This is a genomic window from Prauserella halophila (assembly GCF_024171895.1).
Taxonomy (GTDB): Bacteria; Actinomycetota; Actinomycetes; order Mycobacteriales; family Pseudonocardiaceae; genus Prauserella; species Prauserella halophila.
Genome location: NZ_JAMTCQ010000009.1, coordinates 633861 through 660276 on the forward strand (window position 1 = coordinate 633861; position 26416 = coordinate 660276).

The following is a 26416-nucleotide window of genomic DNA, read 5'->3' on the forward strand; positions in this document are numbered from 1 at the left end:
CGCGGTCGACGAAGATCGGCGCGGAAACTGCTTACAGCCTGCGCGAGCCTGTGTTCATGGAGTTGTCAGAGACGTCACGTCAGGCGTCACTCCGACGCGTCGCCGCCCGAGCCGCCTGCGTCGGCATCGTCCTCAACCGTAGCCAGCGCGGCCTCGATGCGCTCGCGGGCGCCTGCCAGGTGCGTTTCGCACAGGCGCGCCAGCTTCTCGCCGCGTTCCCACAACGCCAGTGACTGCTCGAGGGACAACCCACCCGCCTCGAGTTCGCGCACCACCTCGACCAGCTGGTCACGGGCCTGCTCGTAACCCAGGCCGGACAGGTCGTCGGGGGCACTGTCGGGGGCGCTGTCGGGGGTGTCGCCACCGGATTCGCTCACGTCGCGGTTCGCCTCACGTCTCGGATGCGTGCCTGCCTGACGCCGTACCTGCGCCGAGGCCGGGTCCGGGCGCACACTACCGCGCGGTCGCCGAAACCGCGCCGTCGGTGACCCGCACCCGCAGTTCGGTGCCCTCGGCGACCTCGTCGACCGACCGCAGCACCTTCAGGTCACCGTCGGTGTCGACGTACTGCACCACCGCGTAGCCGCGTTCGAGGGTCGCCGACGGGCCGAGCGCCGTCAGTCGGGCGCGGGCGGCGGTCAAGGCACTCTGTTCCTGCGTCAGCGTGGTCATGACCGCCCGGCGGGCGCGTTCGACGTGCAGCGCGACGTCGGCCTCCCTGCGTTCGACCGGACCGTGCGGGTCTGCCAGGCAGGGACGGCTGCGCAGCTGATCGAGCTGCCTGCGCTGACCGTCGACCCAGCCGTGCAGCGCCCGCCGCGCGCGGTCGCGCAGCTGGTGCACCCGCGTGGTTTCCTCCTGCACGTCGGGCACGATCGTCTTCGCCGCCCCCGTCGGCGTGGAGCAGCGCACGTCCGCCACGTTGTCGAGCAGCGGCGAGTCCGGCTCGTGGCCGATGGCGCTGACGACCGGCGTGCCGGCCGCGGCGACCGCCCGGCACAGCGTCTCGTCCGAGAACGGCAGCAGATCCTCGACGCTGCCGCCGCCACGGGCGACGACGATGACGTCGACCTCGGGATCGGCGTCGAGCTCCGACAGTGCCCGCACGACCTGCGGCACCGCCTTCGCGCCCTGCACCGCGGTGTTGAGGACGTGGAACTTCGCCGCAGGCCAGCGGTTCTGCGCATTGGCCAGCACGTCGTGTTCGGCCGCGGAGGCACGGCCCGTGATCAGGCCGATGCCACGCGGCAGGAAGGGCAGCGGGCGCTTCCGTTCCTGCGCGAACAGGCCTTCGGCGTCGAGGAGTTTGCGGAGCCGTTCGATCCGCGCGAGCAGTTCGCCGATGCCGACCGCGCGGATCTCACTCGCACGCAGGCTCAGCGTCCCGCGGCCCAGCCAGAACGACGGCCGCGCATGCACGAGCACACTCGCGCCCTCGCGCAGCGGAGGGTCGATCGAACGCAGCATGCGCTGTTGGCACGTCACCGACATCGACACGTCGGCGGCAGGGTCGCGCAGCGTCAGGAACGCCGTCTGCGTGCCGGGGCGCGCCGAGATCTGCGTGATCTGCCCCTCGACCCACACCGAGCCGAGGCGATGGATCCAGTCGGCGATCTTGCGTGCGACCGTGCGGACCGGCCACGGATTGTCGGCCGTCGACGGCTGCGTGCCGGTGCTCTGCGAACCCTCCTGGGAACCTCGTGCGTCGGTGCTCACGACGTGGTGGTCTCGCCGGTGGCGGTGGCGCCCGACTCGCCGGTCGGTTCGCTGTCGGGCACGGCGTCGGACCCGGTGTCGGAGGGCCCGGTATCGGAGGACCCGGTGTCGGATTCGGCCCGGACGTTGGCGATCCGGCGGGTCAGCATGCCCGTGAACGACGGCCGGTTCTCGTTGTCCCGCTCGTGGTCGAGGAGCTGCTCCAGCTCGTCGGCGGAGAACGAGCGCAGCCGGGAACGCAGCTCGGGCAGGCTCAGTGCGTCGTAGTCGGTCACCCCCGCCGGGCCCGAGCCGGTTGTCGACGGGATGGTTCCCGGCGCCGGCTCGGATTCGGTGCCGTTGGCGCCGTCGTCCGTGGTGCCGCCGGTGCCGCCGCCGGTGCCGGTCGAGGTCACGGTGCCGGTCGCCGCGATCCCGGTCTCGGTGCTGTCGAACTCCCCGTCCGCGTGTTCCTCGCCCAGCGCCTGCGATTCGGCGTCCCACGGGTCGTCGAACGTGGCCGCGGCTCCCGGTGCGTCGGACTCGGTCCAGGCGTCTGCCCGGGCGGCCGTGGGGTCGTCGTCCTCGTCGAACGTCGCCCAGTTGGGTTCGTCCTCCGCGCCGTGGAACGCGGCGAGGGCGTCATCGCCCTTGATCGCGAGCTCGGTGACGTGCTGCTGGACCCGCATCGAGGTCTGCAGCACCTGGCTCGCGACCGTGACCGGCAGCTCGGTGAGGTGTTTCGGCAGGTCACGAACCGTGTCGGCGGTCGAAGCGGCGAGGCCGGCCGCAACCCGCACCGGGAACGGGAAATGCTTCATGCGCCAAGACTGCCGCACGCGGCTCCGGCTGCCCAGCCCCACCCCGCTCCGCAGGTCCACGATCCGGTGTTCGGCTCGCCTCCGGTCCGTCACCACTCTCCGGGAGTGGCGCATGCCGGCGGCCGATGCCACACGCCTCGCGCGATGACGCCGCTTCCCTGCGGTCCGTACCCTGGAACCCATGAGTGCAGCCAGCCCCAGCGGTGACCAGAACGGCAAGCGTGTGCTGCTCGCGAAGCCGCGCGGGTACTGCGCCGGTGTCGACCGTGCGGTGATCACGGTCGAGAAGGCGCTCGATATGTACGGCCCGCCCGTCTACGTCCGGAAAGAGATCGTCCACAACCGGCATGTCGTGGACTCGCTGCGGGAACGGGGCGTGATCTTCGTCGACGAGACCACCGAGGTACCCGAGGGGGCGCTCATCGTGTTCTCGGCGCACGGGGTCTCGCCCGCGGTGCACGCCGAGGCCGAGCGGCGGAACCTGCAGACGATCGACGCGACGTGCCCGCTCGTGACGAAGGTGCACAAGGAGGTCAACCGGTTCGCCCGGGACGACTACGACATCATGCTGATCGGCCACCACGGCCACGAGGAGGTCGAGGGCACCTCGGGTGAGGCTCCCGAGCACGTGCAGCTCGTCGACACTCCCGACGACGTCGCGCAGGTGCAGGTGCGCGATCCGGAGAAGGTCGTGTGGCTCTCGCAGACCACCCTGAGCGTCGACGAGACGATGGACCGGGTCGATCAACTGCGGGACCGGTTCCCCGGCATCGCCGACCCGCCGAGCGACGACATCTGTTACGCCACATCGAACCGTCAGGTGGCGGTCAAGGCGATGGCCGCGGAATGCGATCTCGTGCTGGTGGTGGGCTCGCGGAACTCGTCGAACTCGCAGCGGCTGGTCGAGGTCGCGCTGCAGGCCGGTGCCAGCGACGCACACCTGATCGACTACGCCAACGAGGTCGACCCGGCCTGGTTCGACGGCGTCACGACCATCGGCGTGACCAGCGGTGCGTCGGTGCCCGACGTGCTCGTGATGGAACTGCTCGACGACCTGGCAGAGCGCGGCTGGGACGACGTGCAGGAAGTCACGACGGCGAACGAGAAGATCTCGTTCGCGCTGCCCCGCGAACTGCGCTCGGACAAGGAGACGCGCAGCAGCGTGCGCTGAGCCCCCGGCCGCTCGGCGAGACCGTCACAGCCGGGCAACCGCAACCGCCGGAACACGAACGGCAACAACCGGAACACCCAGTGAGCCAGTGAGGCCGCCCGTCCCGATACCCGGGAGGGCGGCCTCACCTCGTTTCGACGTGTCACGGCCGGTGCGCCGTCGTCCGGCGCTCTCGACGCCCCGGCTCTCGACGCCCCGGCTCTCGGACGACCCGGCCCTGGGCGGCTCGGCCCCTCGAGGATCCGGTCTTGGGCGATTCAGTCCTCGGTGTCCCAGGGGCGGCGGCGCGGTTGATCGCGGCGCGGCCGCTCCGGTGGTGGCTCGGCCTCACGAGGACGCTTCGGCCGCTGCGGCGGCGGGTCCGGCCGCTCGCCGCGCGGTGGCCGCTGGGGACGCTTGGGCTCGCGGGCCGGGTCTTCGGGTGGTGTCCTCGGTGGCCTGCGGTCGGGAGGTGGCGTGCGCGTCCCACGGCCCTCGTCGGCGGGTCCGGGACGGCGGGGCGGCGGGCCCTCGCCCGGACCGCGCGGACCGCGGCCGGGAGGCCCGTCGGCGGGTGGCCGGCTCCGGCGCGGCGGTTCCCCTCGTCCCGGTGGGGCGTCCGGCCGGTCCTCGGGCGGGTGGGGCCTGCGCCGGCGCCCGGACGTTCCGGAATCACTCGCCGGACGCCGGGCTCCCGCGGCTCCCGCAGCGGGCGGGGCCGGGCCGTCGGCGCCGGCCGCCGTCTCGCCTTTGACCTTGTCGCCGGTGCTCCCGGGCTTGTCCTTCGACGGGCGCTTGTCCCCGGACGGGCGCTTGTCCCTGGGCGGGCGCTTGTCCTTGGCAGCAGCGGGGCGATCGCCGTCGTCCTCGTCGTCACGGGTGCGCTTGCGCTGCGAGCCGTTCTTCGCCGGTCGGTCGGGGTCGCGTTCACGGTGGATGCGGAAGACGCCGAGGGCGATCGTCAGGGCCGTCGTTATCGCCATCACCGGGAAGTTGTTGATCAGCGGGGTACTGACGGCCAGCACGTTGGCCAGCATGTCGTTGCTCTCCGGCAGCGACGTGCCCGTGAGCACGACCAGCGGCACGGTGACAGCCATGACGAGCGGTGGCTGGACCATCGGCCCGAACAGGTTGCGCCGGCGTGCCGCGGCGACGGCCACGAGCGCGCCCGCGCCGTAGATCAACTGGAACGGCAGTCCGAGACCGTCGCCCACCTGCGTGTTCAGTACCGCGCCCGCGATCGCCGTGACCAGGGCGAGCAGGATTGCTCCCCACCAGGGCAGACCGCGCCGGGCACCGAACACGAGACGCTCGTCCCATACGACGGGCTCGTCCTCGTTCGCGGCGTCAGGATCGCTACGGCGATCTCGTGTGGCGGTCACAGGGCAACACCGTAGCCGGTAGATCGGCCACGACTGTTATGGATCCTCGACGTTCGTCGTACCGAGTGGCCCGCGAAGGCCCTGTTTCGTGACCTGTCGCACAACCGCGGTGCATCGTGGGGGCGACCCGAGTCCGTGCCCGGGGACCGGGACGTTTCGCCGAATTACCGGTTCGTCGGGCCGCGGGTTCGGTAGCGGTCCCGTCCGGTCCGGAGCCGGTGGGGCTCAGTTGGCGGTGGCCTCGTCGTTCTTCCGGACGGCCGGGACCGGTGCCGGGCTGGCTGCGGCCTCCGTCAGTGGTGCGACCGTGCCACGGAAGTTCTCGAGTGCCTCCAGCTCCCGCTTACGGGCGGACAGGAACCGCTGCAGATGGGTGCTCGACAGGTTCACGGCGTCGACGGCCCCGGCGGCCGCGCGGTGCGCCGACGCCGCGGAGGACCGCACCTGTTCGACATCGTCCAACAGTGTGCGTTCCGTCGCGGCGAACATGGCCGCCGACGCGATGACGGCGAAGCCGGTCGGCCCGCACAGGAACACGCGCCGGTCGAGCATCCAGCGCAGCAGTTCGGGGTCGGTGTCGAGTGCGGCGACCACCGCGGCGTCGGACGGCACGAACATGACCGTGCCGTAGATCGCGTCGGCCCAGCGCTGATAGCCCTTTCCCGCCAGTTCGGTCGCGCGGGACCGCAGGTTCCGCACGTGGACGCGCAGGGCGTCGGCGCGCTCGTCCGGGTCGTCGGTCTCGACGGCCTCGGCCCAGATCGCGAGGCTCGCCTTGGCGTCGACCGGCACCGTGCGGTCACCGCCGACCCGCAGCACCATGTCCGGCTTCGCCGCGCCGCCGCCGGCGAGGTCGGTCTGCAGGGTGTAGTGCAGGCCCTCGCGCAGTCCCAGCGCACGCGCCGTCTCCACCAGCACGTGTTCGCCGAGCTCACCCCGGCCGCTGATCGAGGCGAACGCGACCTCGTACCGGCGGAGCGCCGCCTGCTGCTGGTCGAGCTTCACCCGTTCCGCCTCGACCTGCCTGGCGGCGGCGTCCGCACGGCGCATGCCGTCCTGGTACAGGCGCCACAACAGGACGACCGCACCCGCCAGCAGGGCCGCGGCCACCGTTGCGACCGCGGCGAACACCGTCGAAGCCACAGGACACGCTCCTCATTCGTCGATCCTCGCCGGGCCCGTCGAGCCGGCGACGTGCCGGCGACATGCCGTGCCGACCATGCCGTGCCGACCATGCCGTGCCGACCATGCCGTGCGAGTCACGCGGGGCACGCCGGGCCTGGTTGCATCATGGCGGATGCCCCCGACAGAAAGCGGCCACTCGGCACTCGTACCCTAGTGTGAACACACGTTCGAGTGACACGCCGGGTGGGTGTTCCCGGTTCTGTCGGTGCCGGGCCCTAGCGTTGATCCCGTGCGAATGCTCCATACCTCCGACTGGCACGTGGGACGAACCTTCCACGGCGCGGACCTGCTCACCGAACAGGACACGGTCCTCCAGCACCTCGCCGGCCTCGTCGCCGACGAGTCGGTCGACGTCGTCCTCGTCTCCGGCGACATCTACGACCGCGCCGTGCCGTCCGCGGAGGCCGTGCGGGTCGCGACCGCGGGCATGCGGCGGATCCGCGAGGCGGGGGCGGAACTCGTGCTGACGTCGGGCAACCACGATTCCGCAGCCCGGCTCGGGGCCTTCGCCGAGTTCGCCGCCTCCGGTGGTCTGCACCTGCGGACGACCGTCGCCGGCATCGCCGAGCCGGTGGTTTTCGACGGCGGCGACGCGCCGGTGGCGGTGTACGGGATTCCGTATCTGGAACCGGAGACCGCCAGGCACGCGCTCGGCATCGAGGACAGGGGACACACGGCGGTGCTGACGGAGGCGATGCGCCGGGTACGCGCGGACCTGGCGGGCCGGCCCCCGGGCACCCGCTCGGTCGTGCTCGCGCACGCGTTCGTCACCGGCGGAGCCGGGTGCGATTCGGAACGGACGATCGCCGTGGGCGGTGTGGAGCAGGTTCCGGGGTCCGTGTTCGACGGTGTCGACTACGTCGCACTGGGGCATCTGCACGGAGCGCAGGTGCTGGACGAGCACCTGCGTTACTCGGGAAGTCCGCTCGCGTACTCGTTCTCCGAGATGGCGCAACGGAAATCGGTGTTCCTGTTCGATGTGGACTCCGGCGGTGCCGGCGAGGTGAGCCGCCGTGATTTGCCGGTGCCACGGCCGCTCGCGACGATGCGGGGCGAGCTCGAGGAACTGCTCGCGGCGCCCGAACACGCGGAGCACGTCGACAGTTTCGTGTCGGCGACGCTGACCGACCGGGTCAGGCCCGTCGACGCGATGCGCAGGCTCCGGGACCGGTTCCCGTACGCGGTGCACCTGGACTGGGAACCGGAGGGAGCGGAGACGGCCGTGCTGCGGTACGCCGAGGCCGTCCGCGGCCGGTCGGACACCGAGATCGCACGGGGCTTCCTCGACGACTGCCGGAACTCTCCGCCGAACGACCGGGAGGAGGAACTGCTCGTGGCGGCACTGGAATCCGCGGGCAAGCACGACCCGGGACAGGACGACCCGGGCAAGGACGGTGAGCCGCGATGAGGCTGCACCGGCTGGAGGTCTCGGCGTTCGGCCCGTACGCGGGACGTGAGGTCGTCGACTTCGATGCGCTCGGAGCCGACGGGCTGTTCCTGCTGCACGGCGATACGGGCGCGGGCAAGACGACCTTGCTGGATGCCGTGGCGTTCGCGCTGTTCGGGAAGGTCCCCGGCGCACGGGCCGATGCCAAGCGGTTCCGCTGCGATGTGGCCGAGCGCGGCACGTCGACCGAGGTCACGCTGGAGCTGACGGTGCAGGGGCACCGGTTCCGGATCGTGCGCAACCCCGAGTACGAACGGCCGAAGTTGCGTGGCGACGGCACCACGAAACAGCAGGCGAAGGCGTCGCTGACGTGGCTCGACGACCCGCCGAGCGGACAACCGCCGGAGGGGGTCACGCGCATCGACGAGGTCGCCCGCACCGTGGAGCGGCTGCTCGGCATGACCGGTGACCAGTTCTTCCAGGTGGTGCTGCTGCCGCAGGGCGAGTTCGCGCGGTTCCTGCGGGCCGAGACGAAGGAACGCGAGGAGCTGCTGGAGAAGCTCTTCGGCACGCAGCGGTTCTTCGAGGCCGAGAAGTGGTTCAGCGAACGTCGTCAGAGCAAGCGGCGGGAGCTGAACGAGCGCAGGCAGTCGGTGCGGGAATGGCTGGCGCGGATCGGCCAGGTCGCGGGCGAGGAACCGCCGGACGACGGCGCCGCCGACTGGGTGGCCGACGTGCGCGGCCGCGTGGCCGCGGCGGTGGCCGAGGCGAAGGCGGCGGCCGACGAGTCGGCCACGGCACGGGAACGCACGGCGGCGGAGCTCGACGCACGGCGGAGCGAGGCGGACCGGCTGCGCCGGGTGCGCAATGCTCACGAGAGCCTGGCCGAGCTGGCGAAGGAAGCGGACCTGCGCGCCGAGTGGAAAGCCGAACTGGCGGCCGCGAGGCGGGCGTCGGCGGTGACCGGCCTCGCCGCGGAGGCCGACCGGCAGCGCACCAGACTGACCCGGGCGCTCGAACAGGACGAGCGGGCACGCGAGACGTTGGCCGCCCGCGGGCGCGGCGACGGCCGGGTGGGTTCGGAACTCGACGGCGGTGAGCCCGACGTCGCAGCTCTGCGTACCCGTGCGGGCGAGGTTCGCGAAGACGCGGGCGCGCTGGCCGGGCTCGTCGAGGAGGCGCAGCAGCAGGTCCGGGACCGCAAGCGGCTGCAGCAACTGGGGGAGATCGCCGAACACGCGACGGCGCAGGCGGCGGCACTGGGCGAGAAGCTGGCCGGACTGCCGGAACACACGCGGCAGCTGCGGACCGAGCTGGACGCCGCGGCGGAGGCGGCGGTGCGGCTCGACGCCGTCCGGACACGCGAGGCCGAACTGGCCCGCGTGCTGGGGGAGGCCGAGCGGGTTCCGACGTTGGAACAGGAAGCCGCGGGTGCCCGTGAGGCGGAGCAGGCGGCGATCGACGCGCACCAGTCGGCGCGCGAGGCGCTGCTCGACCTGCGGGCGCGGCGGCTCGCCGGGATGGCGGGCGAGCTCGCGGGCGAGCTGCAGGACGGCGAGCCCTGCGCCGTGTGCGGCTCGGAGGACCACCCGGCTCCCGCGGCGGGCGGTGACGGCGTGGGCGAAGCGGAGGAACGTGCCGCCACCGAGGCCGAACAGGCCGCGGAACAGCGCCGGAGCCGGGCGGCGACCGCCCGGCACGAGGCGGACACGGCGCTCGCTGCCGTCGTCGAACGTCTCCAGGACCGAACCGCCGGACAGGTGCGCACCGAACTCGACGAGGTTCGCCACGAGCTGGCCACGCTGACCGAGTCGGCGGTCCGCAAGGACCGGCTCGAGGAACTCGTGCGCGCCGATGAGGCCGAGTACGAGGACCTCACCGCCCGGCGGACGTCGGCCGAGCGAGAGGCGGCCGCGGCGGAGGAACAGCGGCGCGCGCTCGCCGAACAGGTGGAGCGGCAGGAACGGCGGCTCGACGAGGCGGCGGGCGAGTTCGACGATGTCGCGGCGCGCCGGGCGCACCTGACGGAGCTGGCCGATGCGCTCGACGGGCTGGCGGACGTCAGAACGGAGCTGCGAGCCGCCCGCGAACGCGTCGACGAGCATGCGGCGGCCGCCGCGCAGGCGGCGCGGACGGCAGAGTTCGCCGACGTCGAGGAAGCTCTGGCGGCTGCCCGTGATCAGCAGCGGATCGCCGAGCTCGACCAGTCGCTCGCCGATGCCCAACAGGCGGAGGCGACGGCCCGCGCCGTGCTGGCCGAACCGGAGCTGGCGGACGTCGAGCCCGACCGGGTGGTCGACGTCGAATCGGCGCGGCAGGCGGCGGAACAGGCGCGGGAGCGGGCCGAGCAGGACGTGGCGGCGCTGCAGAAGCACACCGAGCGCGGCCGTGAGCTCGACACACTCGCGGGCGAACTGGACGCCGTGCTGCGTGAACTCGCGCCCGCCGAGGAGGAGTTCGCGGAGCTGGACGCGTTGACCGACGTCGTCAACGGCCGGGGACAGAACGCCCGCCGCATGTCGCTGCGGTCGTACGTGCTGGCGGCCAGGCTCGAGGAGGTCGCGGTCGCGGCGACGGCCCGGCTGCGTTCGATGAGCCACGGGCGGTACTCGTTCGTCCACTCCGACGCCCCGGGCAGTCACGGCAAGAGCGGCGGGCTCGGCCTGGACGTGCTCGACGACTATTCCGGGATGGTGCGCTCGGCGAAGACGCTGTCCGGCGGGGAGTCGTTCCTGGCGTCGCTGTCGCTGGCGCTCGGTCTGGCCGATGTCGTGGCCGCCGAAACCGGCGGGGCACTGCTGGACACGCTGTTCGTGGACGAGGGCTTCGGCACGCTGGACGGGGAGACCCTCGATGTGGTCATGGACGTGCTCGACGACCTGCGCGCGGGCGGTCGGGTCGTCGGGTTGGTGTCGCACGTCGAGGAGCTCCGGCAGCGGATCCCCACGCGCTTGCGCGTGCGCAAGGCCCGCACCGGTTCCAGCGTGCGGGTCGAGGGCGGCCTCGACGGCGACATCGGTGTCGCCTGGAGCTGATCGGCATCGTCTGGACATGACGGATCTCGATACTTTACCGGAGTATCAGGCCTGGCCGAATAGGCTTTCGTGCAATGACTTCTGAGGGCACCGAACATGCGAACGAGGTCGCCGGAAGCGATTCCGGCGATGCGACGGAGGGCGTGCAGCCGCCGGAATCCTCTCCCCAGCCGGCGGAATCCTCGCCTTTGCCGGCCGCTCCGTCCGACGCTCCCGCCGCGGGTGCCGGTGCGAAGAGATCGGCCACCGGCGTTCTCGGTGGCATCGCCGTGGTGAGTTCCGGGCTCGGGTTGAGCTCGCTCATCGGTAATCCGCTGAGTGACATGCTGCGTGCTCGCGAAGAGATCGTCGGCCAGATCGAGGCCGGTACCGGCGGTGGCGGCGACCAGATCGAAGCGTTCTACGGCGCGCCGTGGCACACCGCTGCGTTGGTCAATGGGGTCGTCGCGCTCGTGGCCGCAGTCATCGGGGGCGTCGTGCTCGCCGTACAGGCACGACGTTCCGACTCGAGCCCCTGGGTCATCGCCGTGGCGCTGGGTGGCGTCGTCCTCGGGCTGCTCGGGCTGCTGGTCGCCGGTGGTATGTATCTGGATCTGTTCGCCGCCCAGCCCGAGCTTCCCACCGCACCCCAACTCGGCACCGGCGGGTGACATCCCGGACACTCCTGCCGGTCGCAGGACACTCCGGGACGCCGGTCGGCAGGTGTGACGATGCGGCTGCCGGTGCGAACCGACCGTTCACCGGTCCGTCCCTTTCGGATCAGCCCCTTTCGCATCACGTGCGTTGCGATCATGCTCTGGTGATGACGCTAGGGGGCGGCGGCCGCGGGAGCGATGCCCGCGCGGGGCTGTGAGCAGTCACCTGAGACCGGGGACCGTCCAGCGTACCTACGACATTCGGAGGTTCCGACATGCGACCTCACCTGAAACTGCTCGCCACGGTCGCCGCCGGTGCGATCGTTCTGACCGGTTGCGGTGGCGAGGCGAGCGACAACGCGGGCAAGGAGGGCGAGTCGACGGGCAGTTCTGCATCGAACTCGGCGGGCCCCAATTCTTCACAGTCCCAGCAAGGCGGCCAGGGAGACGCCGAGGTCAGCGAAGCAGGCGTCCAATGGATGGACGGGTTCTGCGGGAGCCTGGCCGAGTTCTCGGCTTCCCAGGCCGAGCCGCAGCCCGAATCGCAGGAGCCGGAGGCGGTGAAGAAGTCGACGAGCACGACACTCGGCGCGATCACGCAGAGTGCCGACAAGTTCGTGTCCGATATGGAGGCGATGGGCTCGTCCCCCACGGACGGTGGTGACAAGTTCCTCTCGACCGCCATGGACTCCTACGGGAAACTCGGCGAGCAGGCCGAGGCAGCGAAGTCGGACTTCGACAAGGTGCCGGAGTCGGACAAGCAGGCGGTGACTCAGGCCAGGCAGTCGGCGCTGACCAAGCTGCAGCAGGTGGACTTGCAGAAGCCCATCAAACAGCTGCAGTCGAACCAGAAGCTCGCCGGTGAGTTCCAGCAGGCCCCTAAGTGCCGAGAGCTGATGCAGGCCTCACAGCAGCAGCAAGGGGGCGGTCAGCAGCAACCGGCGCCGGGCAACTGATCCGCGAACCCGCCTTTTCCCTTCGCCTCGACGAGGTGTCGCGGCGTGGATGGCCGGCACTTCGCCGTCCGTGCGCGGGCGCATCCCGTCAGGCGATGCGGTGTTCGTGCGCGAGCAGTCGCCGTTTGACGTCGACGCCCCAGCGGAACCCGCCCATCGCACCGTCGGCGCGCAGCACGCGGTGGCAGGGCACGAACAGGGCGCAGGCGTTGCGCGCACACGCGGACGCGGCGGCGCGGACCGCATCGGGCCTGCCCGCGAGCGCGGCCAGCTCCGTGTAGGTGACCGTTTTCCCTGCGGGCACGGTGCGCAGTACGTCCCAGGCGTGGCTGAGGAACTCACCGGAGCGCTGGCGCACGGCGATCGCGTCGACGGCGTCGAACTCGCCCGCGTAGTACCGGTGTACGGCGGTCGTGACGGCGCCGAGGTCGCGCTTCTCGCGCAGCTCGCCGGGCCGCAGCGTCGGCGAGACGATCGGGGCCAGTTCCTCGGCATCGGGCGTCCAGCCGGATGCGAGCACGGTGCCGTCGGCGGCCACGATCGCGGTGAAGGGGCCGGCAGGGGTGTCGTGCGTGGACCAGTGAGCGGTGGTCATGGCGTTCCTTCCTGAACACGGGTTGTCGGGTCGCGGGTGGGCCGGTGCGGGACGACGTGGCAGGCGCCTGGGGTGACCGCGACAGTCGTCCGGCCGGCGGTCAGGTCGCTGCGGGTGCGCTGCTGCCGGCGGTGTTGCTGCCGCTGTTGCCGCCCGCCGGGTGTGGCGGCGCCGGGTTCGACGGCGCTGGTTCCGATGGCGCTGGTTCCGATGGCGCTGGTTCCGATGGCGCTGGTTCCGATGGTGCTGCGCCGAGGTCTGCCGAGCCGGGGGCGGCGCGCCAGAGGTGCATGCTCGCGTAGGACCGCCAGGGTCGCCAGGTGAGTGCCCGCTCGGGCAGCGTGGCCGGGTCGATGCAAGCTGCGGCGGCGCCGTTACGCAGGGCGAGGTCGCCGTCGAGCAGCACGTCGGGGCGGCCGAGTGCGCGCATGACGACGTAACCGGCGGTCCACGGCCCGATGCCGGGCTGTGCGAGCAGGTCCCGGTGCAGTTCGTCGGGGTCCCTGCCCGTGTGGACGTCGAGGTCACCGGAGGCCAGCGCTCCTGCCACGGTGCGGATCGCCCCGGTCCGGCTGCGGGGACCGCGGAGGACGTCGGCGGCGTGCTCGGCGACCGCGGCCGCAGTGGGGAACAGCCACTCCGTGCTGCCCTGATCCGCAGGTGCGTCGCCGGACAGCGGTTCGCCGAGTTCGGCGGCGAGGCGGCTCGTGGCGGTGCGGGCGGCGGCGACCGACACCTGCTGGCCGAGCATCGTCCGCAGTACGAGTTCGGGCCCGTCGACCGCGCCGGGTACGCGGATACCGGGACGAGTGGTGACCAGTGGCGCCAGCACGTCGTCCTGTCGCAGGGCGTCGTCGACCGCGACCGGATCGGCGTCGAGGTCGAGCAGCCTGCGCACGCGGGTGACGGCTCCTGCGAGGTCACGGACGTCGGTGAGCCACAGTTCGCACGGCACGTGCGCGGTGCGGTCGGCCGCAGCCGTCGAGGCGGGTGCCACGGTCATCCGGCCCGGCCCGTGGGGCAGGCGGAGGGTGCGCGTGTAGTGCGTGCCGGTGGCTGCTTCGACGCCGGGGACTGCGCGGGCGGTGAGGAAGGTCAGCAGGCTGTCGCCGTCGAACGGTGTTCGCACCGGCAGGCGCAGCGTGAGTGTGGTGCCCGAGACCGGTTCGGGGGAGCCGGAGTCGTCGACCCGGCGGGCGGTGGCGCGCGTGCGCAGGTCGGACGGAGCCAGGGCGAACACGCCCCGGATCGTGTCGTTGAACTGGCGCACGCTCGCGAATCCGGCGGCGAACGCGACGTCGGTGAGCGGCATCGCGGAGCGTTCGATGAGTAACCGGGCAGCGTGGGCCCGGTGGGCGCGGGCGAGCGCGAGCGGTCCGGCGCCCAGCTCGGCCGTGAGTACCCGTCCGAGCTGGCGCTGCGAATAGCCGAGCCGTCGTGCCAGCCCGGGCACTCCTTCGCGTTCGACGGTGCCCTCGGCGATGAGCCGCATGGCGCGGGCGGCCAGGTCGGCGCGGACGTTCCAGTCGGGGGAGCCCGGTACCGCGTCGGGCAGACAGCGGCGGCAGGCGCGGAAGCCGCGGGCCTGTGCCGCGGCGGCGGTGGGGAAGAAGTCGACGTTGCCGCGCTTGGGCGTGATCGCGGGGCACGAGGGGCGGCAGTAGATGCCGGTGGTGCGCACGCCGGTGATGAACCGGCCGTCGAACCGGGCGTCACGCGAGCGCACGGCCGCGTAGCAGCGGTCGGTATCGTGCCAGATGCCGGTGGTGGCCGTCTCGGTCATAGTGTCGATCCTGCCACCAGGTCAGCGACGTGACTCGCGGAAATCGGACGCGGCGGCCGAGGTGGTGGCACGGGATCGAGAAGGGCATGTCGGTGGCACGTACACTTGCGAGCCGTGAGTTTGACCCTTGGCATCGTAGGCCTGCCCAACGTCGGCAAGTCGACCCTGTTCAACGCCCTGACGCGCAACGACGTGCTCGCGGCGAACTACCCGTTCGCGACGATCGAGCCCAACGTCGGTGTCGTGCCGCTGCCCGATTCGCGCCTGGACAAGCTGGCCGAGCTGTTCGCCTCGGCGAAGACCGTCCCGGCGACCGTGTCGTTCGTGGACATCGCGGGCATCGTCAAGGGTGCCTCGGAGGGTGCGGGGCTCGGCAACAAGTTCCTCGCGAACATTCGCGAGGCCAATGCGATCTGCCAGGTCATCCGCGTCTTCGACGACCCCGACGTCACGCACGTCGACGGCACGATCGACCCGTTGTCGGACATCGAGACGATCAACACCGAGCTCATCCTCGGCGACCTGCAGACGCTGGAGAAGGCGCTGACGCGGATGGAGAAGGAGGCGCGCACCAAGAAGGAGGCGCGCCCGGCTCTGGAGAACGCGAAGAAGGCCAAGGAGGTCCTCGACTCCGGTCGCACGCTGTTCGCCGCGCAGCGGGAGGTCGACCTCGAGGCGCTGCGAGAGCTGAGCCTGCTCACGACCAAGCCGTTCCTGTACGTGTTCAACGCCGACGAGGGCATCCTCGCCGACGAGGCCAAGCGTGCCGAACTGGCCGAGCTGGTCGCGCCCGCCGATGCCGTGTTCCTGGACGCGAAGGTCGAGGCCGAGCTGCTCGAGCTGGACGACGAGGAGGCGGTGCAGGAGCTGCTCGAATCCGTCGGCCAGGAGGAGCCGGGCCTGAACGCGCTGGCCCGCGCCGGCTTCCACACGCTCGGCCTGCAGACCTACCTCACCGCGGGCCCGAAGGAGGCGCGCGCCTGGACGATCCCGCAGGGTGCCACCGCGCCGCAGGCGGCGGGCGTCATCCACACGGACTTCGAGCGCGGCTTCATCAAGGCCGAGATCATCTCCTACGACGACCTGATCGCGGCCGGTTCGATGGCCGACGCGCGCTCCGTGGGCAAGGTCCGCATGGAGGGCAAGGACTACGTCATGCACGACGGCGACGTGGTCGAGTTCCGCTTCAACGTGTGACGCTCTCGTAGCGCCGCAGTCACGCGAATCCGGGGCAAGGCGCCTCAGCCGTCAACGTGCTTGCGTGATGCTCGTGCGAGCGCACGACGTCCCGGAGGCGGTCGAGAACCGGGCGGAACGCCTCCGGCGCAGCGGCGATGTAGGAGTCGTGGTCACCGATAGTTGCCATGTCTCTGCCTTCCTCCCAGGTGGGAAATCCTGATTGCGTCCGGTCGCCGGTCTCCGTGGGCGAGTCCGGAGGAGGCGGACATGATCGGTGTGGATCGTCTATCGAGGCTCGATCACTCAGATGATTCTCCGTGCTGGGACTCGGTGAAATTCGTAGCGTCGTAGTCCGGGCACGTCGTTAAGCTGCATCGCATGAAACAACATCCGGCAATCGTCCCCTACGGCGAGGTTCACCTGGACGCCCTGCTGGAGCTGTCCATCCGGTCGTGGACACCGGTGTTCCCGTCGCTGCGTCAGGATGTTCCGGGTTTCGTCTACGACGCGTTCTACCCAGAAGGCTGGGAGACGCGGCAACGGGCCGAGCTGGCAGCGGTGCTACGCGACGAGTCGGAGAACATCGATGTAGCGGTCGTGGGGGACGTGCCGGTCGGGTGGGTGTGCACGCGTATGCACCCTGACGATTCGATGGCGGAGGTCTACGTCCTCGCTGTTGATCCCGAGTACCAGCGCTCCGGGGTCGGCGGGATGTTGATGGAGCGATCGTACGACCGCGCGCGGGCGGCAGGTATGCGTATGGTCATGGTGGAAACCGGGGGAGACTCCGGGCATGCTCCGGCTCGGGCGCTCTACGAGTCTGCCGGTTTCCTTCGCTGGCCGGTGGCGCGGTACTTCAAGGACCTCGATGCCTGAGGTGGTCCGACGCCGGAGCTCGGTCGAGTTCCGCTTCAACGCCTGAGGACTCAGATGGCACCCGGGAAGTCCGGGGGCTTCTCGCATCTGGGGTGTCTGCCGCCCTGAGCAGCCTATCGGGCCATGCACGAACTCTAGACTGTTCGCCATGTCACTTCGAGAGATCACCTTTCCCTCGTCCAACAATCGAGACGAGATCCAGGCCTGGCTCCACACCCCTCTCGGATCGCCGTGCGGCATCGTGCAGATCGTGCACGGCTTCGGCGAGCACTCGCGTCGCTACTGGCACCTGACCGGCGCGCTGCTGGATGCCGGCTACGTCGTCGCGCATGACGACCACGTGGGGCATGGCAGAACGGCCCTGCAGAACGCCACGTGGGGCGACCCGGGCGATTCCGGATACGAGACGACGATCCTCGACGAGCGTCGCCTGCACGATGCCGTCATCGCCGAAATGGCGGATGCCGGGTATGACCAGCTTCCGTTCGCGATGTTCGGGCACAGCTGGGGATCGATGATCGCCCGCGAGTACGCCGCGCGCTACGACTCCGATCTCTCGGCGCTGGTTCTGTGCGGGGTCGCATACGGCGTAAAGGGGATGGACACGATGGCGCGCATGACCGGCGAGGCGCTGGCGGCCGGCCGTGCGAAGGATGATGCGGTCGACGTGGCGAATGCCGTCTTCGGTCCGATGACCGAGCGGTACTCCGACGTCCGCACGCCCAACGACTGGATCGCCTACGACCCGGACGTCGTCGCCGACCACGCTACCGACCCGCTGAACCTGATGACGGTCGGAATGCCGAACTATCAGTTCTTCGCAGACTTCTCCAATCTGATGACGGCGATCACCGGACCGGAGTGGGCCGCCCGGATGCCCGTTGATCTGCCGGTTTACCTGATCGCCGGCGACCAAGACCCGGTCGCGAACTACGGTGAGGGGGTCTACGCCGTGGCGAATCTGCTCGCCGAAGCGGGCAACCGCTCGGTCTCGGCCACGGTCTACCCGGGCTGGCGTCATGAGATCCACAACGAACGCACCATCCGTGACGAGGTCGAGGCAGGAGTGGTCGAGTTCCTCGACAATCATCTGCCGTGATGGATCCCCACCTATGAACCTTTGTCGTGATCGATCCGATACCCGAAGCTGTGGCCATGAAACTTCGGAAGGTGTCCGGCCGTGAGAACGGCACGTGCCCAGCGGTGTACGTCCCAGGCCGGCATCGGCGGGAGTGCAAGGCGACCACGTGCCCATGGCGGACGGGCTGACGCTGGGGAGGAGGAAACGGCCGTATGGAGGGCAAGGACCACGTCATGCACGATGACGCTGTCCGGTCGAGTTCCGGTTCAACGTGTAGCTGCGTTCCGATGTGACTGGTCGCTTGAGGCACGGAGGGTTCATGACGTCGACCCTCGAGTGCTATCGTGGTTGATAGCACTCGGGGAGGTGGTTGCCGATGTCATCCATCGTCGTTCGCGGGCTCGATGACTCCGTAAAGCAGCAGCTCGCCGCGCAGGCGAAGGAACACGGCCGCTCGATGGAAGCCGAAGTTCGCGACATCCTCACTCGGGCTGCGCGACGGCCCCACATCGGGTTGGCGCTCTTGTCGGCAGCGCAGGGTGTCGGGGGTGTTGATGACCTGCCGATTCCGGAGCGCGCCGACGTCGCGCGGGCGGTGGACTTCGAGTGATCGTTCTTGACACGAATGTCATCTCGGAGATCTTCCGTCCCTCGCCGGACGAGCGCGTCGTCGCATGACTCGGAGCGTTCACGGGAGATGTCGCGATCACGTCGGTGACGCTTGCTGAGTTGTTCGCGGGCGTACGTAGACTCCCTGACGGTCGACGTAAGAACGAGCTGTCCGGCCGTATCGAGACGGCGCTCGAACCCTATCGGGGCAGCCGCTCGGTGTTGCCATTTGATGACGTGTCGGCCGTGCATTATGCCGATGTCCTCGTCGCTCGAGAGACGGCCGGGCTGTCGATCAGCACGGCCGATGCGCAGATCGCGGCGATCTGCCTGGCGCATGACGCGACGTGCGCGACTCGCAACGCCAAGGACTTCGCGCATACCGGGGTCGAGCTGTTCGACCCCTGGCGCTGACGGCCATCCGACGTTGGTGCGGCCGCCATCGAAGGTCGCGAACGAGAGCTAGCGGCGGACCATGCGCCTCTCAACGCCTACGGGCTCGGTCTTGTTCGTGCCGTCGAAGTGGAATCCCTGCCGTTCGTAGAAGTCGATGGCTCGACGGTTGCCGTCGAGGACCCATAGGTAGGCCGGGTCGTCGCCGATCGCCGCGTTGAGCAGTGCGTGACCGACGCCGGTCCCGTAGCACTCGGCTCGCACGTAGAGCGCCATCACCTCACGTTTCGGCAGGTCCGGAGCAGGCTCGTCCCGACCGGGGCCGACGCTGGTGAAGCCGATCAGCCGCCCCGTGTCGTCTTCTGCGGCGAGCTCTGTTCTCGTGCAGCCAGCGAGGATCCTCCGCCAGTTTTCGACGCGTGCCTCGCGGTTGGTGCGCCTGTCGGCAAGGATGTCGGCCGCGATAAGGCCGGTGTACGCCTCGTCCCACACGTCGAGGTGGAGATCGGTCAGCGCATCGGCGTCCTCGAGAGCCGTGGGTCGGATCCGCATGACGGGATCGTATGCGGCCACGACCGGGCGCCCATCTCCTCGGTAACGCGTCGTGGCGTTCCGACTGTGCGTCCGAATGTCGCTGACCTGGGGCTGTTCGCCGTTGGAAGGGTGGGAACCCCGACATCTCCCGCCGAGAAGTGAGTTCCCCGGACCCGGCCCGGCTCGAACGGGCTGCCACCCTCACCGGACGGCGGGCTGGACGCACCCTTACCGGGTAGGTGCGCCTTGGGCAGGTTCGGCAGGCACACTACAGTTACGGTCCCCAACGCACCCACGCCGCGTGATCGCTGTGGTCGTTGAACCGAAAGCAGGATCGCAGCAACGAGAGCGGATCAGGAACTCGCCGCCGTGAACGGGCGGCTCGCTAGCGCGATCGTGTCATGCGAGCCTCGCTCGTTAGCAACTCCGTTTGTTCGAGCCATCAGCCCGGTCCGCGAACTCAACGAGAAGGGCACCGGATGACCTGGAGGCAGTTGCCACCCCGTTGATGCGCGCACCGCTGGCGCTGCCGAAGTCCCGGACCCGTCGGCTCGGTGCCAAGGTGAAGTCCGGCCGGCAACGACTGTGGCGCCGTGTGCGGCGACGCAAGGCGCAGTCCTCGGAGAAGCCCGAGTGCGCATCAGGGCGTCCACCCAGGGAGGTGCCGACCTACCCGTTCGAGCAAGGCAAGTTCCGTGGCGTAGATGTCGCGGAGCCGACGGGAGGCCGTGCAGTGGGAGAAGTGGGACCGGGGGACTGGCCTGCGCGGGTGGCCGCCGTGGTCGTCCGTGTGAGACGAGAAGGAGCGCGCCCGAAGGGGACTCGGCACACGGTCCCCGGAGTGAGGCGATGTTCCGGCTCCCGCTGAGTGACCTGCGGACGGCACCGGAAACCGGCTCGAAGCGTTCAAAGGCGATCGAGTTGGGCAGCACAGCATCAGGATTGACGACTCATGGCGAATCTGCTTCGTGAGGTGCAGCTGCTGCTCGTTCGCCGGCAGTGGTCCGGAGCACCTCAGCAGTGGTGTTCTCCCGCGCGAACGCAATCCGACCGGGTTTCGGTCACGGATGACTTCGGTGGTGAGCCGGGTTCGACTCCCCTGCCTCCTCCATTGCGCGGCTGTGCGCGACAAGTGCGTCGTAGTCGATCGCCGCTCCGCGTAGCAGTGTCTCGATCGCGTTCGCCGCCTCGGCGTCGCTGATGTGACGGTCGGCGAACAGCGCGAGATAGTGCACGAGCGCGCCGACCATGTCGAGGAATAGCTCCCGATCGAGGTCGGCACGCAGGTCGCCGCGGGTCACGGCGCGATCGATGGTGTGGCCGACGGCGCGGCGCGCCGGTTCGATCAACGTTTCCAGGTACTGCGCTCGCAGCTCGGGTGTCGTTGCGCACTCGGCGAGCAGGGCACTCAGTACGTCGGGCCGAATCAGTCGATACGTGACGAGGAACAACCGGAAACTCTCGTCGAGGTCGCACAGGGTGCACCCGGTGTCAGGGGGCAGCGGTGCCTCGAGTCGTGACCTGATCGCGGCCAGGCCGAGGTGCACGCGCCCCGGCCAGCGTCGGTAGATCGCCGGACGTGACGTCCCCGCTCTACGCGCGACGGCGTCGAGGCTCAGCTCCTGATAGCCGGCCTCGTCCAGGAGCTCGAGGGTCGCCGCGAGGATGGCCTGGTCGAGCTGGGGGTCGCGGGGGCGTCCCGCGGATGTCGCATTCGACGAGGGGGTGGACATGCTCATAGTGTACCTCTAGCGTTACGTGACATTATGGAACGAAATGAAATAATGGCGAATGCTCGCGCAACGGCACGTGCTTGGTGGGGTCTCGCTCTGCTGGTCGCCCCGATGCTGACCCTGTCGAGCGACCTCACGGCCCTCTTCTTCACCGTCCCGACGCTCGTCGAGGATCTGGGTGCGTCCGCGACGGAGTCGCTCTGGATCGTCCACGCCTACGGGTTTCTCATCGCCGGATTCCTGATCACGATGGGGCGCGTCTCCGACCGCGTCGGCGCCCGTCGGCTGCTCCTGTGGGGAGCATCGGTGTTCGCCGTGCTGTCCGTCTTCGCGGCCTTCGCCTGGACACCCGGCGTGCTCGTCCTCGCCAGAGCCCTCCTGGGCGTTGCCGGTGCGACTCTCATGCCCTCGCTCTTCTCCCTGCTGCGGGAGATGTTCCGCGACGACGATCAGCGCCGGTTCGCCATCGCCATCATGTTCAGCTCCTTCACGATCGGCGGCGCGATCGGACCCTTGCTGGGCGGCGCGCTGGTGGAGGCGTTCTGGTGGGGCGCGATCTTCCTGATCAATGTTCCGCCGATGGCCCTGCTCGTCGTCCTCGGAGCTCTCGTGCTGCCGGAACGGCATGAGTCCCGGGTGAGCCGGATCGACCCGAGCAGCGTGGCGCTCTCGGTCACCGGAATGCTGGCCGTGGTCTACGGACTGCAGGAGATCGCTGCCGGCGCCGAGGGCGAGTCCGCGTCGCTGCCGCCGGGGTTCTCGGTCTTCCTCGTCGTCGCCGGACTGGCGATGCTCGTGTTGTTCGTGCGTCGGCAGCGTCGGCTTGCTGATCCGCTGTTCGATCTGGTGCTGCTGAAGAACCGCCGCGTCGCGGCCTCGCTGTTGACGCTGCTGCTGACCGGGATCGGCTCCGTCGGGCTGTTCTTCCTCTTCACCCAGCATCTGCAGTGGGTGGGAGGGTTCACTCCGCTGGTCGCCGGCATTCTGACGCTGCCATACATCGCGGCGGACATTCTGGGTGCACTCGCCGCGCCCGCGCTGGCGCGCCGTTGGCGGACGTCGAGCATCACCGTCGGCGGTCTGCTGATCGTCGCGCTCGGCGCGGTCCTCACCGCCCTCGCGGTGGCCGACGGGAGGATTCCCCTGCTGATCCTCGCCGTAGCGGTCATCGGCGTCGGTCACGGGGCTGCGATGGCCCTCCTGAGTGATGCGATCATTTCGAGCGCGCCGGAGGATCGCGTCGGATCCGCCGCTGCCGCACAGGAGGTCGGGGGAGAGCTCGGTGCTGCGCTCGGCATCGCGATCGGCGGGATGACGGGAATTCTTGTCTTCCGGGCATCGCTCGACCGGATGCTCTCACCGGACACGCCGGCCGAACTCGCCGGTGCGCTGCGATCCAGTATCCATGAGGCGTTCGCCGCGGCGCACGGGAACGCGGGTGACTCCGCGCCGCTGGTCGAGACCATCCGAGACGCGACGGGGAACGGACTCCTGGCGTACGCGCTGCTGGCGGCCGGGCTCGTCGCAGCGGCCGCGGGCATCACGGCGGCTGCCTTCTCCCGACGCAGGGCGCCCTCTCCGGCAGCGGATTCCCGGTAGCCGCTCCGCCTGCGTGCTGCCACCCTCAGTGCTCCTGGGAGCCGACGAGTGCAGCCAGGGTGCTCGGAGAGAGCGCCGTACCGGCCGGTGAGATAGCGCCGCGACACATTCGCGTCGGGGTGCTTCGGGAAGTCCGCGAGACAGGTCAGCTCGATGACGCCGTCGTAGGTCTTGTCGGTCAGCCACACTTGGCCGGGATCGAGTTTCACTTCGCTCAGCGGCGAGAGGACGTAGGACTCGTGGCTCGTGAAGAGGAGCTGCGCCTGCCGGGTGTTGACCAGCGGATCCGCGAACGTTCCCAGTGGGACCTCGAGCAGCTGGGGATGCAGGCTCGCGTCGAGCTCGTCGACGAGCTCGCAGTGTTTCGAGGTCGCTGAAGGTGATTGTGCCCTCGGTCAGTGCGTCCGCGATGCTCGTCAGGCGCGCCTCGCGGTGGGAGTCCTCCGATGCTGGGGGCACAGACGTTTCTCACCGTAAGTGACGTGGTCGAGTTCCGCTTCGACGTTGTGAGCCGTACCCCGCCGCCGTCGTTTCCGGCCTCACGTTCCGGTGACGAGGGTCGCCTGTGAGCTCCTTCCGGCTCGTGGGACGAAACGTGACGGTGGTGCGCCGAATGCGCGTGTGAATGCTGCGGTGAACGCCGCGGGTGAGGCGTAGCCGAGCCGGGCGGCGACGTCGGTGATGGTCGAGGTGGGCAGCTGCCGGAGGCCGGCGAGCAGACGGGCGCGAGCTCGCCACGCGGCGGGACTGCTACCGGTCTGAGCGCGGAAATGGCGGTCGAATGTCCGCGGGCTCTGATTCGCCGCGTGCGCCCAGGTCTCGTTGGTCACGGCCAGGTCGGGGGAGGCGAGGTAGTCGCGGCACAGTGAGCGGAACGGCTCGTCGCGGGGTAATGAGATCGCCAGTGCCGTCGGAGTGAGGCGGCGCAGCTCGTGCAGCGTCAGGTCGATGACAGCGCCGTCACGTCCTGCGACGTCGTAGTCCGGAGCGAATTCGTTCGCTGTGCGCAGGAGTTCGCGCAGCAGGGGGCCGACCTCGGCGACCATGCAGCGCGTTGGCCACCACGGCACGGCATCCGGCTCGATGTACATGCTCCATGTCGTCACCTCGTCCATCAGTACCTCGTGCGCGACGCCCGGTGGGATGAGGACGGCGCGGTCGGTGGGGACCGTCCACGACCCGTCGTCCGTCTCGACCTGCATCACCCCGCTTGCGCCGTACAGCAGCTGCGCCCGGCGATGTGCATGCCGGGGCAGCAAGTGAGCGGGCGGGTAGTCCGTCCCGATCGGGAGCACGTCGATCGGCAGATGATCGACATCGTCGAGGCGGATGTTGTGCACGACGCCATCCTAGTGGCGAGAACACGAAAGTAGGCGATCAACAATCGATTGCTTGCCTACACGGGTTCGCGGTCGGATGGAAGCGTGTCGATACTCGTTCTGTTCCTTGTGGGCTCGGCCGTCGGGGTGACGACGGTTCTGTTCGGCTTCGGCGGAGGCTTCGTCACCGTCCCGATCATCCTGTTCGTCGACGCAGCGCGGGGGCCGGATGCATTGCGCATCGCGGTTGCGACGTCGGCGCTGGTCATGCTCGTCAACGCGGTCGTCGCGACCTCGGCCACGCGGCGGAGCGTCCTTGCCCACCTTCGCGGGCGGCTGCCACTGTTCGTTCTGCTCGCTCTCGGCGGCGCGATCGGCGGGCTCGGCGCACTGTTCGTGCCGGACGTCGTCCCGCGCTGGGGCTTCGTGGCCTACATCGGCATCACCGTCGTCGACCTGCTGCTTCGCCCTGGATTCCTGCCCGGACGTGGGGCGGGGCGACGGTCGAGGGCAGCCGGCGGTCGTCCGCTGCCGAACGGCTGGGGAACACCGATCGGGGGAATCGCGTCGTTCCTCGGCGTCGGCGGGAGCGTGATGACCGTCCCGATGCTGCGCCGGTCCGGGATGGACATGGGCGTAGCGACCTCGCTCGCGAACCCGTTGACCATTGCGATCGCGGTACCGGCGATGCTCGTGGCGTTCGCGTTCGGAGGCGCCGTCGCCTCGGCCCCTGGCCTGGTCGGAACGGTCGACGTCGTCTCGGCGCTTGCCCTGCTCGCCGGCGCGATCCCCGTCATCGTGCTGCTGCGCCGGCGGCCGCCGAGGATTCCGGATGCGGTACACAGCTGGGCCTACCTGGCGTTGCTCGTGGTGGCCGCGACGGCCGTGGCCGTGACGGGATGATCTGCACCGCGCATCGGAACGTCACCAGGATTCCACGTTCTATCGATGGTCCTGGTTCGCGAATCGTGCCCGGGCCGCCTCACCGGTCGGTGTGAAGAAGTTGATCAGGTTGCCGTCCGGGTCCCTGACGAGGAGCGAGCGGTTGCCCCACGGCATGTCGGTGGGTTCGTTGACGAACACGTCCACGACGCCCTGCAACGCCCGGTGGGTCGCGTCGACGTCGTCGACCATGAAGTCCAGGGCGACGCTGCGGTTGGCGCGAGCCTCGGCGACCTCGTCCCCGAGCAACGCCACCGTCGCGGAGTCGGCGATCGCGAGGGTGCCGGACGGGGTGCGCAGTTCGGCGAACATCGGGTGGAGGCGCGCGGCGCTGATCCCGGTGGCCTTCTCGTAGAACGTGACGAGGGTGTCCAGGTCGTCGGTGAAGATCCGCGTGGCTGCCAGGTGCATGTTGTTCCTCCTTGGGTGTCCACGTGGCTTGGGATGTCGCCACTGATCGGACGGTATGCCTAATACCGGGCGGAAACTGACCGCTATTACGAGACAATGGGTGTCGTGGCAGATCCGACCGCGCGGACGCTGCAGCTGCTGGAGTTGCTGCAGTCCTCACCCCAGCGCACCGTTGCCGAGCTGGCGGAGCGCCTCGGTGTCGACGAGCGGACGGTGCGCCGGGACGTGGCGCGGCTGATCGAGTTGGGCGTGCACGTCGAGTCCGTGCGAGGTAGGTACGGCGGCTATCGGCTCGCACCCGGCCGGCGGGTCCTCCCGATCAGGTTCAGCGGCGAAGAAGTGGTGGCGGTCTATCTCGGGCTGGCCCACTCGCGGACGGCGTCGGGTGAGCCGGAGATCGCCGTTGAGACCGCGATGTCCAAGATCAAACGAGCGATGCGTCCCGATGACGCGGAGCGGATCGACGCGGTACTCGGTGCGATGACGCCCGGCGCACCGCACCCGAACCTCGACCCCGACCCTGCTGTGATGCTGGTCCTCGCCGAGGCGGTCAACTTCCGCCGGGCCGTCGACGTGCGGTATCGCAGCGGTGAGGGTGTTGCGTCACGCCGCAAGGTCCAGCCGTACAGCCTGGCTGCGTACGCGGGCCGGTGGTATCTCGTGGCGCTCGACACCGCGAAGCGGGAGGAGCGCACGTTTCGTGTCGACCGGATCCGTACGGCTCGTTCGCTCCCGGAAACCTTCGATGCGCCCTGGCAGGGGGACGCGGCGCCCCGGCTCGTCGAGCGCTTCGCCGCCGCGGACTACCGCTGGCGGGTCGTGCTTCGCGTTCGAGCTACGGAGGACCACATCCGCGCACATCTCCCGCCCAGCGTCGCGCGGCTGGAACCCGTGGACCCTGGGATGGAGGCCGCGTGCGAATCCGACCCGCCCTGGCATCGAGCCGAGATCCATGCGGAGAGCCTTCACTGGCTTCCTGCTGTCATTGCGGCACTCGACTGTGAGGTGGTGATCGATCGCCCCGATGAGCTCCGCGATCGGGTGAAGACCGCAGCGATGAGGATGCTTCGTGCGGCGTCGGATGAGGGCCGGTGACCGAGTTGGCCGTGGCGGAAA

At 69.8% G+C, this 26416-nt stretch carries 26 protein-coding genes; 14 read left to right on the forward strand and 12 right to left on the reverse strand.

Annotated features, from left to right (window positions below; all coding sequences use genetic code 11):
• Positions 1-86: 86 nt before the first annotated feature.
• From LY41_RS09200 to LY41_RS09210, 3 genes are all read right to left on the reverse strand, one after another.
• Positions 87-320: an exodeoxyribonuclease VII small subunit gene (locus LY41_RS09200; protein ID WP_301296929.1), complete on the reverse strand. Its 234-nt coding sequence runs from the start codon at positions 318-320 to the stop codon at positions 87-89.
• A 133-nt stretch (positions 321-453) separates the two neighbouring features.
• Positions 454-1716, reverse strand: coding sequence for an exodeoxyribonuclease VII large subunit (xseA, locus tag LY41_RS09205; RefSeq protein ID WP_253863447.1), 1263 nt, complete (start codon positions 1714-1716; stop codon positions 454-456).
• On the reverse strand, positions 1713-2516 hold the full coding sequence (locus LY41_RS09210) for a lipid droplet-associated protein (protein ID WP_253863448.1): 804 nt from the start codon (positions 2514-2516) through the stop codon (positions 1713-1715). The genes xseA and LY41_RS09210 overlap by 4 nt, the downstream gene beginning before the upstream one ends.
• Positions 2517-2697: 181 nt before the next feature.
• On the opposite strand from LY41_RS09210, the gene LY41_RS09215 reads away from it, so the two are divergent.
• On the forward strand, positions 2698-3687 hold the full coding sequence (locus LY41_RS09215) for a 4-hydroxy-3-methylbut-2-enyl diphosphate reductase (protein WP_253863449.1): 990 nt from the start codon (positions 2698-2700) through the stop codon (positions 3685-3687).
• Positions 3688-3944: 257 nt separating this feature from the next.
• Here LY41_RS09215 and LY41_RS09220 read toward each other — a convergent pair whose 3' ends face one another.
• The gene (locus tag LY41_RS09220) at positions 3945-5048 is read right to left on the reverse strand and encodes a DUF6542 domain-containing protein (protein WP_253864109.1); all 1104 of its coding nucleotides are present in this window, start codon (positions 5046-5048) and stop codon (positions 3945-3947) included.
• A gap of 225 nt (positions 5049-5273) precedes the next feature.
• Positions 5274-6191 carry a DNA recombination protein RmuC gene (gene rmuC, locus LY41_RS09225; protein WP_253863450.1) on the reverse strand — a complete coding sequence of 306 codons (918 nt, stop codon included), beginning with the start codon at positions 6189-6191 and terminating at the stop codon, positions 5274-5276.
• Positions 6192-6462: 271 nt separating this feature from the next.
• Here rmuC and LY41_RS09230 point away from each other — a divergent pair, with 271 nt between their 5' ends.
• From LY41_RS09230 to LY41_RS09245, 4 genes are all read left to right on the forward strand, one after another.
• The gene (locus LY41_RS09230) at positions 6463-7641 is read left to right on the forward strand and encodes an exonuclease SbcCD subunit D (protein WP_253863451.1); all 1179 of its coding nucleotides are present in this window, start codon (positions 6463-6465) and stop codon (positions 7639-7641) included.
• Complete coding sequence (locus LY41_RS09235) at positions 7638-10655, forward strand: AAA family ATPase (protein ID WP_253863452.1); 3018 nt, start codon at positions 7638-7640, stop codon at positions 10653-10655. Before LY41_RS09230 ends, LY41_RS09235 begins: the two co-directional genes overlap by 4 nt.
• A 74-nt stretch (positions 10656-10729) precedes the next feature.
• The gene (locus LY41_RS09240) at positions 10730-11305 is read left to right on the forward strand and encodes a hypothetical protein (RefSeq protein WP_253863453.1); all 576 of its coding nucleotides are present in this window, start codon (positions 10730-10732) and stop codon (positions 11303-11305) included.
• A 260-nt stretch (positions 11306-11565) separates the two neighbouring features.
• Positions 11566-12246 carry a hypothetical protein gene (locus tag LY41_RS09245; protein WP_253863454.1) on the forward strand — a complete coding sequence of 227 codons (681 nt, stop codon included), beginning with the start codon at positions 11566-11568 and terminating at the stop codon, positions 12244-12246.
• 88 nt (positions 12247-12334) lie between these two features.
• Here the strand turns inward: LY41_RS09245 and LY41_RS09250 are convergent, their stop codons facing one another.
• Together LY41_RS09250 and LY41_RS09255 are read right to left on the reverse strand one after the other, a co-directional pair.
• Positions 12335-12841, reverse strand: a complete 507-nt coding sequence (locus LY41_RS09250; RefSeq protein ID WP_253863455.1) for a methylated-DNA--[protein]-cysteine S-methyltransferase — start codon at positions 12839-12841, stop codon at positions 12335-12337.
• A 100-nt stretch (positions 12842-12941) separates the two neighbouring features.
• Positions 12942-14624, reverse strand: a complete 1683-nt coding sequence (locus LY41_RS09255; protein ID WP_301296797.1) for a DNA-3-methyladenine glycosylase 2 family protein — start codon at positions 14622-14624, stop codon at positions 12942-12944.
• 114 nt (positions 14625-14738) lie between these two features.
• Here LY41_RS09255 and ychF point away from each other — a divergent pair, with 114 nt between their 5' ends.
• On the forward strand, positions 14739-15821 hold the full coding sequence (gene ychF, locus LY41_RS09260) for a redox-regulated ATPase YchF (RefSeq protein WP_253863456.1): 1083 nt from the start codon (positions 14739-14741) through the stop codon (positions 15819-15821).
• Positions 15822-15840: 19 nt separating this feature from the next.
• Here ychF and LY41_RS09265 read toward each other — a convergent pair whose 3' ends face one another.
• Positions 15841-15990 carry a hypothetical protein gene (locus LY41_RS09265; protein ID WP_253863457.1) on the reverse strand — a complete coding sequence of 50 codons (150 nt, stop codon included), beginning with the start codon at positions 15988-15990 and terminating at the stop codon, positions 15841-15843.
• Between the two features lie 191 nt (positions 15991-16181).
• Here LY41_RS09265 and LY41_RS09270 point away from each other — a divergent pair, with 191 nt between their 5' ends.
• The 4 genes from LY41_RS09270 to LY41_RS09285 all read left to right on the forward strand — a co-directional run bounded on the left by LY41_RS09270 (position 16182) and on the right by LY41_RS09285 (position 18783).
• On the forward strand, positions 16182-16679 hold the full coding sequence (locus LY41_RS09270) for a GNAT family N-acetyltransferase (protein WP_253863458.1): 498 nt from the start codon (positions 16182-16184) through the stop codon (positions 16677-16679).
• A 148-nt stretch (positions 16680-16827) separates the two neighbouring features.
• A complete protein-coding gene (locus LY41_RS09275; protein ID WP_253863459.1) occupies positions 16828-17778 on the forward strand; it encodes an alpha/beta fold hydrolase in 951 nt (316 codons plus the stop codon).
• 358 nt (positions 17779-18136) lie between these two features.
• On the forward strand, positions 18137-18370 hold the full coding sequence (locus LY41_RS09280; RefSeq protein ID WP_253863460.1) for a FitA-like ribbon-helix-helix domain-containing protein: 234 nt from the start codon (positions 18137-18139) through the stop codon (positions 18368-18370).
• Positions 18371-18465: 95 nt separating this feature from the next.
• Positions 18466-18783, forward strand: coding sequence for a type II toxin-antitoxin system VapC family toxin (locus LY41_RS09285; RefSeq protein WP_308292237.1), 318 nt, complete (start codon positions 18466-18468; stop codon positions 18781-18783).
• A gap of 48 nt (positions 18784-18831) precedes the next feature.
• On the opposite strand, the gene LY41_RS09290 is transcribed toward LY41_RS09285, so the two are convergent.
• Both LY41_RS09290 and LY41_RS09295 read right to left on the reverse strand, forming a co-directional pair.
• Positions 18832-19314 carry a GNAT family N-acetyltransferase gene (locus LY41_RS09290; protein WP_253863462.1) on the reverse strand — a complete coding sequence of 161 codons (483 nt, stop codon included), beginning with the start codon at positions 19312-19314 and terminating at the stop codon, positions 18832-18834.
• Between the two features lie 1043 nt (positions 19315-20357).
• Entirely contained in the window at positions 20358-21029 is a 672-nt protein-coding gene (locus tag LY41_RS09295) for a TetR/AcrR family transcriptional regulator (protein WP_253863463.1), read from the reverse strand.
• Between the two features lie 111 nt (positions 21030-21140).
• On the opposite strand from LY41_RS09295, the gene LY41_RS09300 reads away from it, so the two are divergent.
• Together LY41_RS09300 and LY41_RS09305 are read left to right on the forward strand one after the other, a co-directional pair.
• Positions 21141-22628 (forward strand): MFS transporter, encoded by a 1488-nt coding sequence (locus tag LY41_RS09300; RefSeq protein ID WP_253863464.1) that lies wholly within the window; start codon positions 21141-21143, stop codon positions 22626-22628.
• Positions 22629-22867: 239 nt separating this feature from the next.
• Entirely contained in the window at positions 22868-23005 is a 138-nt protein-coding gene (locus LY41_RS09305) for a hypothetical protein (RefSeq protein ID WP_253863465.1), read from the forward strand.
• Positions 23006-23167: 162 nt separating this feature from the next.
• Here LY41_RS09305 and LY41_RS09310 read toward each other — a convergent pair whose 3' ends face one another.
• Positions 23168-23968 carry an AraC family transcriptional regulator gene (locus LY41_RS09310; RefSeq protein WP_253863466.1) on the reverse strand — a complete coding sequence of 267 codons (801 nt, stop codon included), beginning with the start codon at positions 23966-23968 and terminating at the stop codon, positions 23168-23170.
• 84 nt (positions 23969-24052) lie between these two features.
• Here LY41_RS09310 and LY41_RS09315 point away from each other — a divergent pair, with 84 nt between their 5' ends.
• Positions 24053-24850, forward strand: a complete 798-nt coding sequence (locus LY41_RS09315; protein ID WP_253863467.1) for a sulfite exporter TauE/SafE family protein — start codon at positions 24053-24055, stop codon at positions 24848-24850.
• Between the two features lie 39 nt (positions 24851-24889).
• Here the strand turns inward: LY41_RS09315 and LY41_RS09320 are convergent, their stop codons facing one another.
• Positions 24890-25300, reverse strand: coding sequence for a VOC family protein (locus LY41_RS09320; RefSeq protein ID WP_253863469.1), 411 nt, complete (start codon positions 25298-25300; stop codon positions 24890-24892).
• A gap of 105 nt (positions 25301-25405) precedes the next feature.
• Here LY41_RS09320 and LY41_RS09325 point away from each other — a divergent pair, with 105 nt between their 5' ends.
• On the forward strand, positions 25406-26395 hold the full coding sequence (locus LY41_RS09325) for a helix-turn-helix transcriptional regulator (RefSeq protein WP_253863471.1): 990 nt from the start codon (positions 25406-25408) through the stop codon (positions 26393-26395).
• Positions 26396-26416: the final 21 nt, after the last annotated feature.